The 16,006-nt window shown below is 57.1% G+C and carries 13 protein-coding genes; 9 read left to right on the top strand and 4 right to left on the bottom strand.

What is annotated here, in order from left to right; genetic code table 11:
- Positions 1-254: 254 nt before the first annotated feature.
- From PU624_RS12720 to PU624_RS12685, 7 genes are all read left to right on the top strand, one after another.
- On the top strand, positions 255-566 hold the full coding sequence (locus PU624_RS12720) for a hypothetical protein (RefSeq protein WP_283547898.1): 312 nt from the start codon (positions 255-257) through the stop codon (positions 564-566).
- Positions 563-766, top strand: a complete 204-nt coding sequence (locus tag PU624_RS12715; RefSeq protein WP_283547897.1) for a hypothetical protein — start codon at positions 563-565, stop codon at positions 764-766. The genes PU624_RS12720 and PU624_RS12715 overlap by 4 nt, the downstream gene beginning before the upstream one ends.
- A gap of 296 nt (positions 767-1,062) precedes the next feature.
- Complete coding sequence (sapC, locus tag PU624_RS12705; protein WP_179895655.1) at positions 1,063-1,953, top strand: putrescine export ABC transporter permease SapC; 891 nt, start codon at positions 1,063-1,065, stop codon at positions 1,951-1,953.
- On the top strand, positions 1,954-2,949 hold the full coding sequence (gene sapD / locus PU624_RS12700; RefSeq protein ID WP_283547896.1) for a putrescine export ABC transporter ATP-binding protein SapD: 996 nt from the start codon (positions 1,954-1,956) through the stop codon (positions 2,947-2,949).
- A 1-nt stretch (position 2,950) separates the two neighbouring features.
- Complete coding sequence (sapF, locus tag PU624_RS12695) at positions 2,951-3,754, top strand: putrescine export ABC transporter ATP-binding protein SapF (protein WP_090960654.1); 804 nt, start codon at positions 2,951-2,953, stop codon at positions 3,752-3,754.
- A 141-nt stretch (positions 3,755-3,895) separates the two neighbouring features.
- Positions 3,896-4,684: an enoyl-ACP reductase FabI gene (gene fabI / locus PU624_RS12690; RefSeq protein WP_283547895.1), complete on the top strand. Its 789-nt coding sequence runs from the start codon at positions 3,896-3,898 to the stop codon at positions 4,682-4,684.
- A gap of 217 nt (positions 4,685-4,901) precedes the next feature.
- On the top strand, positions 4,902-6,014 hold the full coding sequence (locus tag PU624_RS12685) for a CMD domain-containing protein (RefSeq protein WP_283547894.1): 1,113 nt from the start codon (positions 4,902-4,904) through the stop codon (positions 6,012-6,014).
- A 5-nt stretch (positions 6,015-6,019) separates the two neighbouring features.
- Here the strand turns inward: PU624_RS12685 and PU624_RS12680 are convergent, their stop codons facing one another.
- The 4 genes from PU624_RS12680 to PU624_RS12665 form a co-directional block, all read right to left on the bottom strand.
- Positions 6,020-6,916 (bottom strand): LysR family transcriptional regulator, encoded by an 897-nt coding sequence (locus tag PU624_RS12680; RefSeq protein ID WP_283547979.1) that lies wholly within the window; start codon positions 6,914-6,916, stop codon positions 6,020-6,022.
- A 190-nt stretch (positions 6,917-7,106) separates the two neighbouring features.
- Positions 7,107-7,835, bottom strand: coding sequence for a YoaK family protein (locus tag PU624_RS12675; RefSeq protein ID WP_283547893.1), 729 nt, complete (start codon positions 7,833-7,835; stop codon positions 7,107-7,109).
- A 151-nt stretch (positions 7,836-7,986) separates the two neighbouring features.
- Positions 7,987-9,531 (bottom strand): methyl-accepting chemotaxis protein, encoded by a 1,545-nt coding sequence (locus PU624_RS12670; protein WP_283547892.1) that lies wholly within the window; start codon positions 9,529-9,531, stop codon positions 7,987-7,989.
- Between the two features lie 186 nt (positions 9,532-9,717).
- Positions 9,718-11,304, bottom strand: coding sequence for a PTS transporter subunit EIIC (locus PU624_RS12665; RefSeq protein ID WP_283547891.1), 1,587 nt, complete (start codon positions 11,302-11,304; stop codon positions 9,718-9,720).
- Positions 11,305-11,564: 260 nt separating this feature from the next.
- Here PU624_RS12665 and PU624_RS12660 point away from each other — a divergent pair, with 260 nt between their 5' ends.
- Together PU624_RS12660 and PU624_RS12655 are read left to right on the top strand one after the other, a co-directional pair.
- Positions 11,565-13,868: an FdhF/YdeP family oxidoreductase gene (locus PU624_RS12660; protein WP_283547890.1), complete on the top strand. Its 2,304-nt coding sequence runs from the start codon at positions 11,565-11,567 to the stop codon at positions 13,866-13,868.
- A gap of 112 nt (positions 13,869-13,980) precedes the next feature.
- Positions 13,981-15,915 (top strand): exoribonuclease II, encoded by a 1,935-nt coding sequence (locus tag PU624_RS12655; protein ID WP_283547889.1) that lies wholly within the window; start codon positions 13,981-13,983, stop codon positions 15,913-15,915.
- The last annotated feature ends 91 nt before the right edge of the window (positions 15,916-16,006 follow it).

Raw genomic sequence — 16,006 nt, 5'->3', positions numbered from 1 at the left:
TCCTCCTGGATATATTTCTATTCAGAGATGGCAACCGGCATAAATCAGTTATGCCGGCCATATTCGTGTTGCAATATTTACTTTAGAAGACAGGGTAAGGCTTGCAAGCGTACCCGGTAAAATCCGGCATCAATATTAAATAAGCCAGGCGCATCACATCAAAATAAAGCCAGACGGCGAGCAGGAAAATCCAGCATGAAAACATACTTTTGCAGGAATAATAGTAAAGTCACGAGAAATGAGCGGCTAATAAAATGTTACGCTTGCTTAAAATTTATAAAACTCTTAACGCTGAGTTGAGCCACGATGTTGCTGAATGGAAATTTCATACACCCCGCCAGGGTTTCTATCTCGCCATGATCGAAGATGATGCCGGTGTCAGACAGCACAGGCTGAAGAGATCAGCAACGTTAATGCCCAGCCGGCCTGAATCCGGAGACATTGCCGGAATAAAACATCCACTAATCACAGGCGTATTTTCAGACCAGGCTAAAATTCTTCATGTCAGCCTCAGCAAAAAACACCGAGGTAACGACGCGGCCCATCACAAAGAGGACAGAAAATGAAATACGCTGTGATTTTTGAAGATACTGGCGCTGAAGAGGAACATGAGTTTGACACCAAACCTGTTGCCGGTGATTTAGTGACGTTAACCCGCGACGGAACAGGTAAAGATTATATCGTGATCATTGAGCCTAATCCGGACCACACCCATGACGATGGCCCTGATGGACATCCAACCAAAGCCAGGGTCAGGCCAGCGTAGTATGCGTTGATCTGCCGACGCGGATCGTAACCCTCTGTAATCCAGCATCGAAATTGCTGACGCCCTTCCCTTGCCTGCGACAGGGATATCGACGGATAATCCCCTGAAACAGGCTGAACGGGCTTACCCTCCCGGCGAAAACGCCGGGAAAATTGTGCACAAAACCGTTAAATTAAAGCGATTCAGAGTCATCGATGACAAAGCAACATCAAGCATACGCGCGGGGCAAGCACCTGATATGAATGATTTTTATAGAGCAATGTTGCCCGACGTTAAGCAGAGTAAAGTGAACACGTATGCCCTCCGATAATATCTACGCCGAAAAACGCCTGCCCAGTGCGTTTCGTCAGAGCTGGCACCATTTCTATGGCAATCCGATCTCGATGGTCGGCCTGTATGGCTTTGGTGCGCTGCTGCTGCTCTGCCTTTTTGGCGGCCTGATCGCGCCTTACGGTATCGACCAGCAGTTCCTGGGTTATCAGCTGCTGCCGCCCTCCTGGTCGCGCTACGGCGACGTTTCGTTCTTTCTCGGCACCGACGATCTGGGTCGCGATGTTCTGAGCCGCCTGTTGAGCGGCGCAGGCCCGACGGTGGGGTCCGCGATTCTGGTGACGCTGTTTGCTACGCTCGGTGCGCTGGTGCTGGGCGTGCTGGCGGGCATGACGCACGGCATCCGCTCGGCGGTGATGAACCACGTGCTCGATACTCTTCTCTCTATTCCGTCGCTGTTACTGGCGATTATCGTGGTGGCGTTTCTCGGGCCGCGACTGGAACATGCGCTGCTGGCGGTCTGGCTGGCGCTGATGCCACGTCTGGTGCGCGAGATCTACAGCGCCGTGCATGATGAACTGGAAAAAGAGTATGTGGTAGCGGCACGCCTTGATGGTGCGCGCGGCCGCAATATTCTGCGCTACGCCATCCTGCCCAATATTCTGCCGCTGCTGATCACCGAAATTACCCGCGCGCTGTCGATGGCGATTCTGGATATTGCCGCACTCGGCTTCCTCGACCTGGGCGCGCAGCTGCCTTCCCCGGAATGGGGAGCGATGCTGGGCGATTCGCTGGAACTGATTTACGTCGCACCCTGGACCGTTATGCTGCCCGGCGTGGCGCTGATGGTCAGCGTATTAATTGTTAACCTGCTCGGTGACGGCATCCGTCGCGCCGTCGAAGCGGGAGTGGAATAAATGCCGTTACTCGATATTCGTAATCTGACCATTGAATTTATGACCGCAGACGGGCCGGTCAAAGCGGTCGATCGCGTCAACCTGACGCTGGGTGAAGGCGAAATCCGCGGCCTGGTCGGTGAGTCCGGCTCCGGTAAAAGTCTGGTCGCCAGGGCGATCTGCGGCGTGACCAACGATAACTGGCGCGTGACCGCCGACCGCATGGTATTTGATGATGTGGACCTGCTGCGCCTGTCGACGCGCGAGCGCCGCCGCATTATCGGGCATAACGTCTCGATGATTTTTCAGGAGCCGCAATCCTGTCTGGATCCTTCTGAAAGCATCGGTCGTCAGCTGATGCAGGTGATCCCGCGCTGGACGTATAAAGGTCCGTGGCTGAAACGCTTCTGGTTCTGGCGCAAAACCCGCGCCATCGAACTGCTGCATCGCGTCGGCATCAAAGATCATAAAGACATCATGCGCAGCTTCCCCTATGAGCTGACTGAAGGCGAATGTCAGAAAGTGATGATCGCCATTGCGCTGGCTAATCAGCCGCGTCTGCTGATTGCCGATGAGCCGACGAATGCCATGGAACCGACCACCCAGGCGCAGATTTTCCGCCTGCTGAGCCGCCTGAACCAGAACAATAACACCACGATTCTGCTGATCAGCCATGACCTGCGCAATATGAGCCAGTGGGCGGACCGTATTAACGTGATGTACTGCGGTCAGACGGTGGAAACGGCTCAGAGCGAAGATTTAATGAGTACACCGCATCATCCTTATACCCAGGCGCTGATTCGGGCGATGCCGGATTTTGGTCGCGCTCTGCCGCACAAAAGCCGCCTCAATACCCTTTCAGGCGCGATTCCGTCGCTGGAAAGCCTGCCGATCGGCTGCCGTCTGGGGCCACGCTGTCCTTATGCCCAGCGCAAGTGTATTGAAACGCCTCGCCTCACCGGCAGCAAAACACATCTCTTCGCCTGTCATTTCCCGCTGAACATGGAGGGCCAGTAGCATGGAGACCCTGCTGGAAGTGCGCAATCTCAGTAAAACTTTCCGCTATCGCACGGGCCTGTTCCGCCGCCAGCACGTTGAGGCGGTGAAGTCGGTCAGCTTTACCCTGCGTGAGAAACAGACACTGGCGATTATCGGTGAAAACGGCTCCGGCAAGTCCACGCTGGCGAAGATGCTCAGCGGCATGGTGGCGCCCACTGAAGGTGAGATTCTGATTGACGATCATCCACTGACGTTCGGTGATTATGGTTACCGCAGTCAGCGCATCCGCATGATTTTTCAGGATCCCTCTACTTCACTGAATCCGCGTCAGCGTATCAGTCAGATCCTGGAGTTCCCGCTGCGCCTCAACACCGGGCTGAATGCGGAAGAGCGCGAGAAACGCATTATCGCTACCCTGCGTCAGGTGGGCTTACTGCGCGATCACGCCGGTTATTATCCGCACATGCTGGCTCCCGGTCAGAAACAGCGTCTGGGCCTGGCGCGCGCGTTGATCCTGCAACCCAAAGTGATTGTGGCCGATGAAGCGCTGGCTTCGCTGGATATGACGATGCGGTCCCAGCTGGTGAACCTGATGCTGGAACTGCAGGAGAAGCACGGGATTGCCTACATCTATGTCACCCAGCATCTGGGCATGATGAAGCACATCAGCGATAAAGTGCTGGTGATGCATCAGGGCGAAGTGGTCGAGCGCGGCGGCACGGCTGACGTGCTGGCCTCCCCGCTGCACGATCTGACCCGACGGCTGATCAGCAGCCATTTTGGCGAAGCACTGAGTGCCGAAGCCTGGCGGCGCGAGCGCTGATTTTTGCTGCATATCGCGGAAATTGCGGGCCGATTTACCTGATTTATGAGAGACGTGCTAGAATCCGCACGTCGATTAACGTCGGTCGCTTACTTATTAATCATGCGACCGCCAACTACAATGACCATAAGGATTACAGCTATGGGTTTTCTTTCCGGTAAGCGCATTCTGATTACTGGCGTTGCCAGTAAACTTTCCATCGCCTACGGTATTGCACAGGCGATGCACAAACAGGGCGCAGAACTGGCTTTCACCTACCAGAACGACAAGTTAAAAGGTCGTGTGGAAGAGTTTGCCAAAGATTTGGGTTCAGACATCGTGCTGCCATGTGACGTAGCCGAAGATGAGAGCATCAAATCGCTGTTCACTGAACTGGCAAAAACCTGGCCGAAATTTGACGGTTTCGTTCACTCTATCGGTTTCGCCCCAGGCGATCAGCTGGTTGGCGACTACGTGAACGCCGTTACCCGCGAAGGCTTCAAAATCGCGCATGACATCAGTGCTTACAGCTTCGTCGCGATGGCCAAAGAGTGCCGCGAGATGCTGAATCCAAATTCTGCGCTGCTGACCCTCTCTTACCTGGGTGCTGAGCGCGCAATTCCGAACTACAACGTGATGGGTCTGGCGAAAGCGTCGCTGGAAGCTAACGTGCGTTACATGGCAAACGCCATGGGCCCGGAAGGCGTGCGTGTTAACGCCGTTTCTGCAGGTCCAATCCGCACCCTGGCAGCATCAGGCATCAAAGATTTCCGTAAGATGCTGCAACATTGCGAAGCGGTTACCCCGATTCGCCGTACCGTTACCATCGAAGATGTCGGCAACTCAGCAGCATTCCTGTGCTCTGACCTGGCTGGCGGCATCACCGGTGAAGTGGTACACGTTGATGGCGGCTTCAGCATCGCCGCAATGAACGAACTGGAACTGAAATAAGTTCTGTAAGGGCGAGCCTGGCTCGCCCTTTTCTCTGCTCCCGCCTCGCTCTTCCTGCCTGATTTCGCTCCCGTTATACCGTAACGCTATTAATTATCACCGATCATTCTTTTGCCCCGGACTGCCCATCAGCGACGATAAGCCTGCCCTTCGGTTTATGCACATTTTCAGAATCTGCCGCCTGCATGCCGAACCCGAATTTGCAAAAGGATTGATCATGGAACAACGCCGCTATCCGGGCCATAACCACTGGTTTTACGAGAGCCAGACCAGTCCACGTACCTCTCAGGCCGCACCGCTGGTGCCCGAGGCCGCCCATATTGATGACCGTTTCCTGCTGGGATGCTACGCCGATAACGCCGTGGTTCAGGCCCTGCTGCGCACGAATCAGCCGGCCCTGCTGGCAGCGCGCGATCTGGCACAATTACTGTTCCCGGATCGCGTGGTGACGTCACTCACCCATACCCTGACGCTCTACGATCGCCTCAGCACCGCGCTGACCGTGGCGCAGGTGGCGGGTGTACAGCGGCTTTGTAATCACTACTCTGCCCGCCTGAATCCGCTGCCCGGACCTGACTCTTCGCGCGAGAGTAATAATCGCCTGACTCAGATTACGCAGTATGCGCGCCAGCTGGCGATGCAGCCTGAGCTGATTAACGCCAGCGCAATCACCGCCCTGGATGCGGTTGGCCTGACCGAACCCGATGTTGTGACGCTGAATCAGGTGATCGGCTTTGTCAGTTATCAGGCGCGTGTTGTTGCCGGATTACAGGCGCTGCAGGCCCAGCCGGTTCGCTGGCTGCCCGGCAGTACCGCACCACCCGACGCCGACGCTACCGGTTTTGACCAGCCTGCCCGCTGGCAGCCGGTGCTGAAGCCGCTGGAGTTGCGTTATGCCTGTGCAGAGCAACTGGCTGCCGTTACCCGTTGTCAGTCACTGCCTGGCATGCAGGAGGCGGTATGGCTGCTGGCCCATGACCCCGCCGCGCTTTATGGCTGGGCGCAGCTTCGTCAGCACCTTTCGCATGACAATACGCTGGCTGAAGCAACCGTCGCCCGTATTCTGGGCAGCCGCTGGGCGTTCCGGCTGCTGACCGGAAATGAAGGTTTGATTGATGGTGTAGAAGAAGCGGGTCTGAAAGGTGAAGATCAACAGATCGTTGCGCTGGCGGCGCAGCTGACCCGCTCGCCCGAGCGATTCAGCGCGGCCCATCTGCAACCGCTAATGGAGGCAGGCTGGGAAGCTGAGGCGCTGTTCGCACTGATTCAGAGCGTGGCGATAGGCAACTGGAACAGCCGCCTGTTTTACGCGCTGGGTGAAGCGAAGTAACGGCGCTAAACCGGCAGCAGTCCGCGTGCTTCGTCGAAAAAGTGTTGTGCCAGCGGTGTCGCACGGCCCGGTTCGGCTATCACCAGCGCGGCCTGCCGCGCCATCGGCGGCAGCGTAATCGCACGCTGCTGCAGCCCCTGAATTGACGCGGGCAGCAGATGCCCCACTGGCGACACCAGCAGCCCCAGGCCGACCTGCGCGCACTGCATCAGCTGCATGATAGAGGCGCTCTCCACAATCACCCGGGGCACCAGCCCTGCCTCGCGGAAAGCCATATCGAGGTAGCGGCGGAAATAGCGCGTCGGCTCCGCCAGACAGAGCGGCTGTTGAGCCAGTTCATCCAGCGTCAGCGGGGTTTCGCCCACCAGCGCCGGGAAATGCTCAGGATGGAATACCGCCTCAACGCCCCGGTCTGCCAGCATCTCGGTCTGAAAATGGAGTTCCCGCAGCGTCGCCATCTCAAAAAAGCCGATCCCGACATCCACGGTGTGGCTGTTGAGGGCTTCCAGCAGCTGGTCAGCACTCAGCACCGCAATGCGATAGTCGAGCTGAGGATAACGCGCCTGCACCGCTTTCAGCAGCAGCGGCAACGCCATACTGCACTGCGGCACCACGCCAACCCGCAGCGTGCCGTTCACCCCATGTTTCAGTGATTCGACTTCCAGCTTCAGCCCCTGATAAACCGACACGATCTCCCGAGCCCACGCGAGCACGCGATCGCCCTCCGGCGTAAATCCGGCAAAGTTATTGCTGCGGTTAATCAGCGGCAGGCCCAGCTCGCGCTCCAGATTTTTCAGGCGCATCGAGAGGGTTGGCTGTGTAACAAAACTGGCTTCTGCGGCCCGCCCGAAATGGCGCTCCCGTTCCAGGTTACATAAATAAATAAGTTGTTTAATGTCGATGTTAATTATCCATCAGCAGGTTGAAGGCTGTTCGTGTCACTGTCTCACCGGCAGGATCAACCAGAGTATAAGGCTGAATGTTACTCTGCGCAGGCCCGGATGGTTTAACCGCACGGTTCATTTGCCTCGCGAAACGATGAAATCAGGGCTAAGCACCGCCCTGATTCCGGCAGCAGAGGATACCGGGCCATTACACCATCGCGTTACCGGGGTTCGCGGGCTTAGTAAAGATGGCATTCAGCGCCAGGCAGATTAACCCGAACCCAACGGGCAGCAGAAAATCATAACTGAGCAGTCGGTAAAGTCCGATTCCGGCCACCCCACCCGCCAGAAAAGCCAGCAGAGTCAGGCAGTGCAGCCGCAACCGGCCCAGATAGAGAGGCGCATCTTTCGGTGACGCTTTACGTCGCAGCACCTCAAACAGCATCGCCAGCTCGATCCCGATATCGGTCGCCGTGCCGGAAATATGGGTGGTGCGAACGCGGGCATTGGAGATCCGCGTGACGACCGCATTCTGCAAGCCCATCAGAAAACTCAGGCTCATAATCAACACCACGCCAGGCGACAGCGGCGGAAAGTGATTCTCAATCACGCCGAGTGCAATCAGGGCGGTGCCCTCAATCAGAATGACAAAGGCATAGATGGTGCGAATGTTTCTGCGGTGCCCGGCATTGATAATCAGCGTTGAAAACAGGGAGCCGGCGATAAACAGCAGGACAACAGAGAGGAAGAACAGACCCGGCCCCAGGTTCGCTTTTGCCAGATGATCGGACAAAAGCGAGACGTTCCCGGTCATGTTGGCTGAAAAGAACCCGACAATCTCAAAGGCTGCGGTATTCAGCGCGCCTGCGGCAGCGGCCAGCGTGCAGGCCAGTCGGGTATCGGCGCTGTCGCTGCGGGTATGGGTGCTAATTAGCATGACAACCCTGTCTTCAATGGAAAGCCCTATAATCCGCCGATTACCCATCCGCCGCAAGGCGCGGAAATAAACTCACCTTTCTCTGCCGCGTGCTGTTCTCAACCGGGGCTAATCACTCCGCGCTGCATACGCTCAGCGCGGAGTGATCGGGTTACTGTGTTGCCAGACGGAAGGTGGAGATCGACTGCGTCAGATACTGCACCTGCTCTTCCAGCGAGGCAGACGCCGCCGCAGACTCCTGCACCAGCGCCGAGTTCTGCTGCGTGACGCTGTCCATCTCGGTAACTGCCTGCTCAATCTGACCAATGCCGCGACTCTGTTCATCAGACGCGGTAGAGATATGCTCCATCAGCACATTCACGCGGCTGACCGAAGAGATAATCGCGTTCATTGCCTCACCGGTCCGGCTGACCTGATCGGAACCGGCGTGAATGATTGAGACTGACTCTGCAATCAGCCCCTCAATCTCTTTGGCTGCGGTGGCGCTGCGCTGGGCCAGGTTACGCACTTCCCCGGCCACGACCGCAAAACCGCGCCCCTGCTCACCCGCACGGGCCGCTTCGACCGCCGCGTTCAGCGCCAGAATGTTGGTCTGGAAGGCGATGCTGTCGATCACCGTGGTGATCTCCTCAATCTTTTTCGAGCTGGCGTTAATCAGCGCCATCGATGTCACCACTTCCTGCGAGACTTTCTCACCGCTTTCCGCGTTTTTCACCGCTTCGCTGGTCAGACGGCAGGCTTCAAAGACGTTTTCGGTGTTCTGTTTCACCGTTGCGCCCAGCTGCTCCATGCTGGCCGCTGTTTCGGTCAGCGCGGCGGCCTGCTGTTCGGTACGGGAGGCGAGATCGATGTTGCCTGCCGCAATTTCCTGCGAGGCCGTTGAGACTGAGCGGGTTGAGTCACGCACCTGAAGAATGATGGCGGTCAGCGCGCTACGCATCTGTTCCAGCGAGCCCATCAGCAGCTGAATTTCACTGCGTGAACCCGGTTTCACCGGCACCGTGGCATCCAGCACGCCCGCCGCAATCAGCTTGCAGTGTTCCTGCGCTTCATTGATTGGCGACAGAACGTAGCGTTTCATGAAGATGTAAATGGCGACGATGATGGCGAAAAACAGCACGCCAAACAGCCCCAGCAGCGTGATGCCCGAGGTGAAGTGACTCTGTGCGTCGCTGTTCAGTTTTTTGGCATAGGTTTCATGCTGTGCCAGTACACGGTCCAGAATGATTTCATACTGACGATCCAGGCGAACTACGTTAGGGATCTGACTTTTAAAGCGCACCTGATCGTGGGCCTCTGCCGCATCAATCAGCGGCTGCAGACCCTGCTGGCGATAGGCCAGATAAGCCTGACTGTAGGCGTCAGCGTCCGCTTCTTCGCCCGGCAGACGCGGCGCATTCATATAGGCCTGAAACGCGGCATCGGCTTTGCCAGCCACGGTCCGCACGCTGTCCAGCGTCGCGGGATTGTTGGCATCGCTGCCCTCAATCTCCTTCATGTACTCCATCAGACGCACACGCAGCGTACGGCTGTGGTTGATCGGATCGATGACCGAGAGCACCACACGGATCTCTTTGTTAACCGCATTCAGAGAGTGATTGCTCTGAATCAGCAGCCAGGTACTAATCGCCACGCTGGTAAGAAACAACGCCAGCAGGAAGGAGAAAATAATCAGGGAGGATTTTTTTAACGACATGACTCAGTTCCAGTAATCGGGAGGATTAGTCGCTATATCGGCAGAAAGGCGCGGCCCATTAGGGTCTGGCTTTTTTTAGTTACAATAAGCGGGACGGCAGCGGTCAGTCTGTGTACAACCAGAGGGGCTAACCGCCCGCGAGCGCCAGACGGTTAGCGAAGTCATCAAGTCTGAAAAGGAGTGTCGTTACGCCACGCCCAGCGCTGTTTTCACGTCGTTAGCGATCTTCTCAACCTGCGGGCCATAAATCACCTGAACATCGTGCTCGCTGACGCGATTAACGCCGTTGGCCCCGGTGCTCATCAGCGTCTGATCGACCACCTGATTCATCTCTTTAACCCGCACCCGCAGCCGGGTAAAGCAGCAATCGACATCCTCGATATTGGTCTGCCCGCCCAGTCCGCTGATGATCACCTGCGTCCGCTCATCCGCAGCGACCTGTTGCGGTTTCTCCTCTTCCGATTCACGGCCCGGGGTTTCGACATTCATCCGGGTGATGACCAGCCGGAACGCATAGTAGTAAATCGGCGCATAGATCACGCCCAGCGCCAGCGTCCACCACCAGTGGGTTTTCGCGCCGCCCAGCATGCCGAACACCACCAGGTCGATGACGCCGCCCTGCACGTTGCCAATCATCAGATGCAGCATCGACATCAGCATAAACGACAGGCCGGTTAAGAAAGCGTGCAACAGGTAGAGCACCGGTGAGACAAAGATAAAGCAGAACTCCAGCGGTTCCGTAATGCCGGTGGTGAACGAGGTCAGCGCGCCCGCCATCACCAGCGCTTTGACCCGCTGTTTATGTTCTGGCCGTGCGGTGTGGTAGATCGCCAGCGCCGCCGCGGGCAGGCCAAACATCATGACCGGAATCTTGCCCTGCGCCAGAAACTGCGTGGCGGTACGCAAAGTCTCATCGGGGATCGACCCCGGATGGGTCAGCGAAGCGTTGAAGATGTTCAGCGCACCGACAACCGTCTGGCCATCGACCACCGCCATGCCGCCTATCGGCGTGAAGCGCACGGTTTCGTTAAGGATGTGATGCAGGCCGGTGGGAATTAAAATGCGCTCAAAGGCGCCCAGCAGAAACGCGCCATACTGCCCGCTTTTGCCAATCATCTGGCCTATCCAGGCGATGCCGTCGCCAATGGTCGGCCAGATCAGCGCCAGCAGCACCCCAACCAGCGGCAGACAGACCACGGTGACAATGGGCACAAAACGCCGTCCGCCAAAGAAGCTGATCGCCGTGGGCAGCTGCTGGGTATAGAAGCGATTATGCAGCACCACCGTGATCAGCCCGGCGATCACCCCGCCCAGCACGCTCATGTTGTAGGTAAAGACGCCGAGCATGTTGATGTACTCCGCCGAGGTCATCATGGCGGTGGTCTGATCCATGCCCGCCTGCTGCAGGGCTGCCGGTGTGGTGGTGGCCGCCGTCATCCCTTTGGCCGCCAGGGTGGCGCTGATGCCGACGTTCATCACGATATAGCCGATCACCGCAGCAAAGGCGGCGGTAGGCTTTTCCGCTTTCGCCAGTCCGATGGCACTCGCCACCGCAAAGAAGACCGGCAGGTTCGCGAAAAGCGCCCCTGCCACCTTGCGAATAAAGCCAATGATTAACTGTGGCACCTGCATCTGCGCAAAGGCATCGCCGGTCACCGCCGGGTTCTGCATCGCCGCCGCCAGCCCGAGAAAAATACCGGCGGCCGCGATGACCGAGATTGGCATCATCAACGCTTTGCCAAACGCATGGATCTGGCTGGTCAGCTGTTTCATGGAGTCGCGCCCTCTCTGATAGTGAACAGCAAGTATTAGCCTGTTGTGGAGAGAACTCCCGTTATCAGCCCGTTAAAGGCGGGTAAAATCTGACCACCATCACATTTCTGGCCGATGCACGATAAACGCCAGCTATCGCACCATTATGTCAATCAATTAGACAAGGTATGAGGATATCTGCAGACTTCCTTTCACCATCAGGATATAACCTGATAACAAACACCAAACAATAATTCCTACTATAAAAGCCTGCACTCAATATGAAATTTAAACGCCAAATCAAACCCTATCGCGCGGCTGCGGGCGGCTGGGGTTCACTGGAAGCCACAACGCGTTTCGTTCTTGACAGCAAAGCGGCCCTGAAAAATATGCGCAACCTGATGCGCATGAATAAAGCACGCGGTTTTGACTGTCCGGGCTGCGCCTGGGGTGATGACAATAAAAGTACCTTCAGCTTCTGCGAAAACGGGGCCAAAGCGGTGACGTGGGAAGCGACACGCCGTATGGTCGATACTGACTTTTTCGCTAAACACAGCGTGACCACGCTCTATACCCAGAGTGATTACTTCCTGGAGTATCAGGGACGTCTGACCCATCCGCTGCGCTACAACGCGGAAACTGACCACTATGAACCTATCAGCTGGGATGATGCCTTTGCGCTGATCGCACAGCACATCAAGGCGATGGATCATCCGAACCAGATGGAGCTTTACACCTCCGGTCGCGCCAGCAATGAAGCCTCCTGGCTCTATCAGCTGTTTGGTCGCCTGATGGGCACCAATAACTTCCCTGACTGCTCCAACATGTGCCACGAAGCCAGCGGCACCGGTCTGAAGCGCAGTATTGGCGTCGGGAAAGGCACCATTCGTCTGGATGATTTCGACCACGCCGATGCCATTTTCGTCTTCGGTCAGAATCCCGGCACCAACCATCCGCGTATGCTGCACAGCCTGCGTCATGCTGCCGATCACGGTGCGAAAATCGTCACCTTCAATACCCTGCGCGAACGCGGTCTGGAACGTTTTGCCGATCCGCAGAAACCGCTGGAAGTCGTGACCTCGAAAGCGGGCAACATCAGCTCCTCCTATTATCAGCCGAACCTGGGTGGTGATATGGCAGCGGTGCGCGGCATGGTGAAATCCCTGCTGGAAACCCATCGCGCCCGTCTGGAAGCCGGTGAAAGCGGCCTGTTCGATCAGACCTTTATCAATGCCAAAACCAACGGCATTGAGGCCTATCTCGACGCGGTCGATAACACCAGCTGGATGCAGATTGTGGCGCAGTCGGGCCTGACGCAGGCGCAGATTCAGGAAGCGGCGGCGATTTACCAGAGCGCGGACCGGGTGATCTGTACCTGGGCGATGGGCATCACTCAGCACAAACACTCTGTCGACACGGTTCGTGAGATCACCAACCTGCAGTTGCTGTTTGGTCAGCTGGGCAAAAAAGGCGCAGGCCTCTGCCCGGTTCGCGGTCACAGTAATGTTCAGGGCAACCGCACGATGGGCATCGATGAGAAACCGGCTAAAGCCTTCCTGGATGCGCTGGGTGATCATTTCAACTTCGAGCCACCGCGTGCAGCGGGCCACAACACCGTTGAAGCCCTGAACGCGATGCTGCGTGATGAAGTGAAAGTGCTGATCGCGCTGGGTGGCAACCTGGCCGCGGCCGCGCCGGATTCACCGCGTACCGAAGAGGCGATGTCACGCTGTGGTTTGACCGTGCACATCAGCACCAAACTGAACCGCAGCCATCTGGTGCCGGGTCACGAAGGGCTGATTCTGCCGACGCTGGGCCGCACCGAGCGCGATCTGCAGGCGACCGGCAATCAGTTTATTACCGTGGAAGACTCCTTCAGCATGGTGCACGCCTCTGAAGGGATTGGTATTCCGCTGGCGGAAACACAGCGTTCTGAAACCTGGATTGTTGCCGGTATCGCGCAGGCGGTGCTGGGTGATGAGAAAGTGAAATGGCGCGAGCTGGCCGGTGATTACAACCTGATCCGTGAGCACATTGCTGCGACGATTCCGGGCTTTGCCGACTTCAATGCAAAATGCGATATCCCGGGCGGTTTCTATCTGGGCAATGCGGCTGCGGAGTTGCGCTTTAATACGCCGAGCCAGAAAGCGGAGTTCAACGCCTCGGCGCTGCCGACCTCGCTGTTCCCGAATCTGGATCAGGACGTGCCATTTACTCTGCAGACGCTGCGTTCTCACGACCAGTACAACACCACGATTTACGGCCTTGATGACCGTTACCGTGGTGTGTTTGGTCAGCGTGAAGTGGTGTTCATCAACCCGGACGATATGGCAGACCTGGGCTTCACTGAAGGCCAGAACGTCGATATCGAGACGCTGTGGAATGATGGCATTACCCGTCGCGTCAGCGGCTTCAAACTGGTTCCCTACAATATTCCGCGCGGTAACCTCGCGGCCTATTACCCGGAAACCAACCCGCTGGTGCCGCTGAACAGCTTCGGTGATGACAGCGGAACGCCGACCTCTAAATCGGTGCCGGTTAAGCTGGAACTGTCTTCAGCACTGGCCGATCAGCGTATCGCCTGATAGCCCTTTCACCACCCCCTGAAAAGCCGGTTCGTCCGGCTTTTTGCCTTGCCGCGCGGCGTCGATTCGCGTAAAACTGTCAGCCGCAATCAGGCCACGAAACGTAAAAATTATGTTCCAGGATAACCCGCTGCTCGCGCAGCTGAAACAAAAGCTCCATTCGCAAACGCCTCGTGCTGAAGGCGTCGTTAAAGGCACCGAGAAAGGCTTCGGCTTTCTTGAAGTCGATGCGCAGAAAAGTTACTTCATTCCGCCTCCGCAGATGAAGAAAGTGATGCATGGCGACCGTATTACCGCCGTCATCCACAGCGACAAAGATCGCGAAAGCGCTGAGCCGGAAACCCTGGTTGAGCCGTTCCTGACCCGCTTTGTTGGCCGGGTCCAGAAGAAAGACGATCGTCTGTCGATTGTGCCGGATCATCCCCTGCTGAAGGATGCGATCCCGTGTCGCCCTGCACGCGATGTCAGCCATGAGTTTGAGAATGGCGACTGGGCCGTGGCAGAAATGCGTCGCCATCCCCTGAAAGGCGATCGCGGCTTTTATGCCGAACTCACTGATTTTATTGTTAAAGCTGATGACCATCTGGCGCCGTGGTGGGTGACGCTGTCGCGTCATAACCTTGAGCGTGAAGCGCCCGATGTCAGCTTTGGCGAGATGATGGATGAAAATCTGACGCGTGAAGATCTGACCGCGCTGGATTTCGTCACCATCGACAGCGCCAGCACCCAGGATATGGATGATGCGCTCTATGTGGAAGCGCAGGATGATGGCACGCTGCGTCTGACAATCGCTATCGCCGATCCGACCGCCTATGTGGCGGAAGGCAGTCAGCTCGATAAGCTGGCGGCACAGCGTGCGTTCACCAACTACCTGCCGGGCTTTAACATCCCGATGCTGCCGCGCGAACTCTCTGATGATGTCTGCTCGCTGCGTCCGAATGTGCGCCGTCCGGCGCTGGCCTGCCGCGTTACCGTAGCTGCCGATGGCACGTTAGGGGATGACGTTGAGTTCTTTGCCGCCTGGATTGAGTCCAAAGCCAAGCTGGCTTATGACGACGTCTCTGACTGGCTGGAAAACAACGGCACCTGGCAGCCGGACAGTGAGGCGATTGCTGAACAGATTCGTCTGCTGCACCGCCTCTGTCTGGCGCGCAGCGAGTGGCGTCAGACCCACGCGCTGGTGTTTAAAGACCGCCCGGATTACCGCTTCCTGCTGGGTGAAAAAGGCGAAGTGCTGGAGATCGTGGCGGAACCTCGCCGCATCGCCAACCGCATCGTTGAAGAGTCGATGATTCTGGCGAACGTCTGCGCGGCGAAAGTGCTACGCGATCGTCTCGGCTTTGGTATCTACAACGTCCATGCCGGTTTCGATGCCACCAATGCTGAACAGGCCGCTGCCGTGCTGGCTAATCACGGTATTACCGTGGATGCGCAGGCAATCACCACGCTGGAAGGGTTCCGCGTGCTGCGTCGTGAGCTGGACGCCCTGCCGACCCAGTTCCTCGACAGCCGCATCCGTCGTTTCCAGACCTTCGCTGAGATCAGCACTGAGCCTGGCCCGCATTTCGGCCTGGGTCTTGAGGCTTACGCCACCTGGACTTCACCGATTCGTAAGTTCGGCGACATGATCAACCATCGTCTGCTGAAAGCGATTATTCGCGGTGAGCAGATCGCACGTCCGGATGATGCGCTGACGGTGACGATGAGTGAACGTCGCCGCCTGAATCGCATGGCGGAACGTGATGTGGGTGACTGGCTCTACGCCCGTTATCTGGCGCCGTTCGCAGCTACCGACCGCCGCTTCAGTGCCGAGATTATCGATGTGTCACGCGGCGGTATGCGCGTTCGCCTGGTGGAGTTTGGCGCGGTCGCCTTTATCCCGGCCCCGTTCATTCACGCGGTGCGTGATGAGATGGTCCTGAGCCAGGAAAATGGCAGCGTACAGATCAAAGGTGAAGTGGTGTACCGCGTCACTGACGTGATTGATGTCACCATCGCCGAAGTTCGCATGGAAACCCGCAGCGTTGTGGCCCGTCCCGCGGTCTGAATAGTCTTTGATTAAGCCGTCAATCTGGCGGGATAACCTGGTTATCCCGCCTTTTCCCGCCCCACTCGCGTTGCAGAAACGTTAAATTTGT

This window comes from Pantoea sp. Lij88, from assembly GCF_030062155.1.
In the GTDB taxonomy this organism is placed as follows: domain Bacteria; phylum Pseudomonadota; class Gammaproteobacteria; order Enterobacterales; family Enterobacteriaceae; genus Pantoea.
The sequence above is the reverse complement of the archived record's forward strand: the minus strand, read 5'-3'. Positions and strand labels throughout refer to the sequence as shown.

What these genes read in the sequence shown, in the direction of transcription:
- PU624_RS12720 (WP_283547898.1), top strand. Translation starts at nt 255, where the DNA reads ATGTTACGCTTGCTTAAAATTTATAAAACTCTTAACGCTGAGTTGAGC.
- PU624_RS12715 (WP_283547897.1), top strand. Translation starts at nt 563, where the DNA reads ATGAAATACGCTGTGATTTTTGAAGATACTGGCGCTGAAGAGGAACAT.
- sapC (WP_179895655.1), top strand. Translation starts at nt 1,063, where the DNA reads ATGCCCTCCGATAATATCTACGCCGAAAAACGCCTGCCCAGTGCGTTT.
- sapD (WP_283547896.1), top strand. Translation starts at nt 1,954, where the DNA reads ATGCCGTTACTCGATATTCGTAATCTGACCATTGAATTTATGACCGCA.
- sapF (WP_090960654.1), top strand. Translation starts at nt 2,951, where the DNA reads ATGGAGACCCTGCTGGAAGTGCGCAATCTCAGTAAAACTTTCCGCTAT.
- fabI (WP_283547895.1), top strand. Translation starts at nt 3,896, where the DNA reads ATGGGTTTTCTTTCCGGTAAGCGCATTCTGATTACTGGCGTTGCCAGT.
- PU624_RS12685 (WP_283547894.1), top strand. Translation starts at nt 4,902, where the DNA reads ATGGAACAACGCCGCTATCCGGGCCATAACCACTGGTTTTACGAGAGC.
- PU624_RS12675 (WP_283547893.1), bottom strand. Translation starts at nt 7,835, where the DNA reads ATGCTAATTAGCACCCATACCCGCAGCGACAGCGCCGATACCCGACTG.
- PU624_RS12670 (WP_283547892.1), bottom strand. Translation starts at nt 9,531, where the DNA reads ATGTCGTTAAAAAAATCCTCCCTGATTATTTTCTCCTTCCTGCTGGCG.
- PU624_RS12665 (WP_283547891.1), bottom strand. Translation starts at nt 11,304, where the DNA reads ATGAAACAGCTGACCAGCCAGATCCATGCGTTTGGCAAAGCGTTGATG.
- PU624_RS12660 (WP_283547890.1), top strand. Translation starts at nt 11,565, where the DNA reads ATGAAATTTAAACGCCAAATCAAACCCTATCGCGCGGCTGCGGGCGGC.
- PU624_RS12655 (WP_283547889.1), top strand. Translation starts at nt 13,981, where the DNA reads ATGTTCCAGGATAACCCGCTGCTCGCGCAGCTGAAACAAAAGCTCCAT.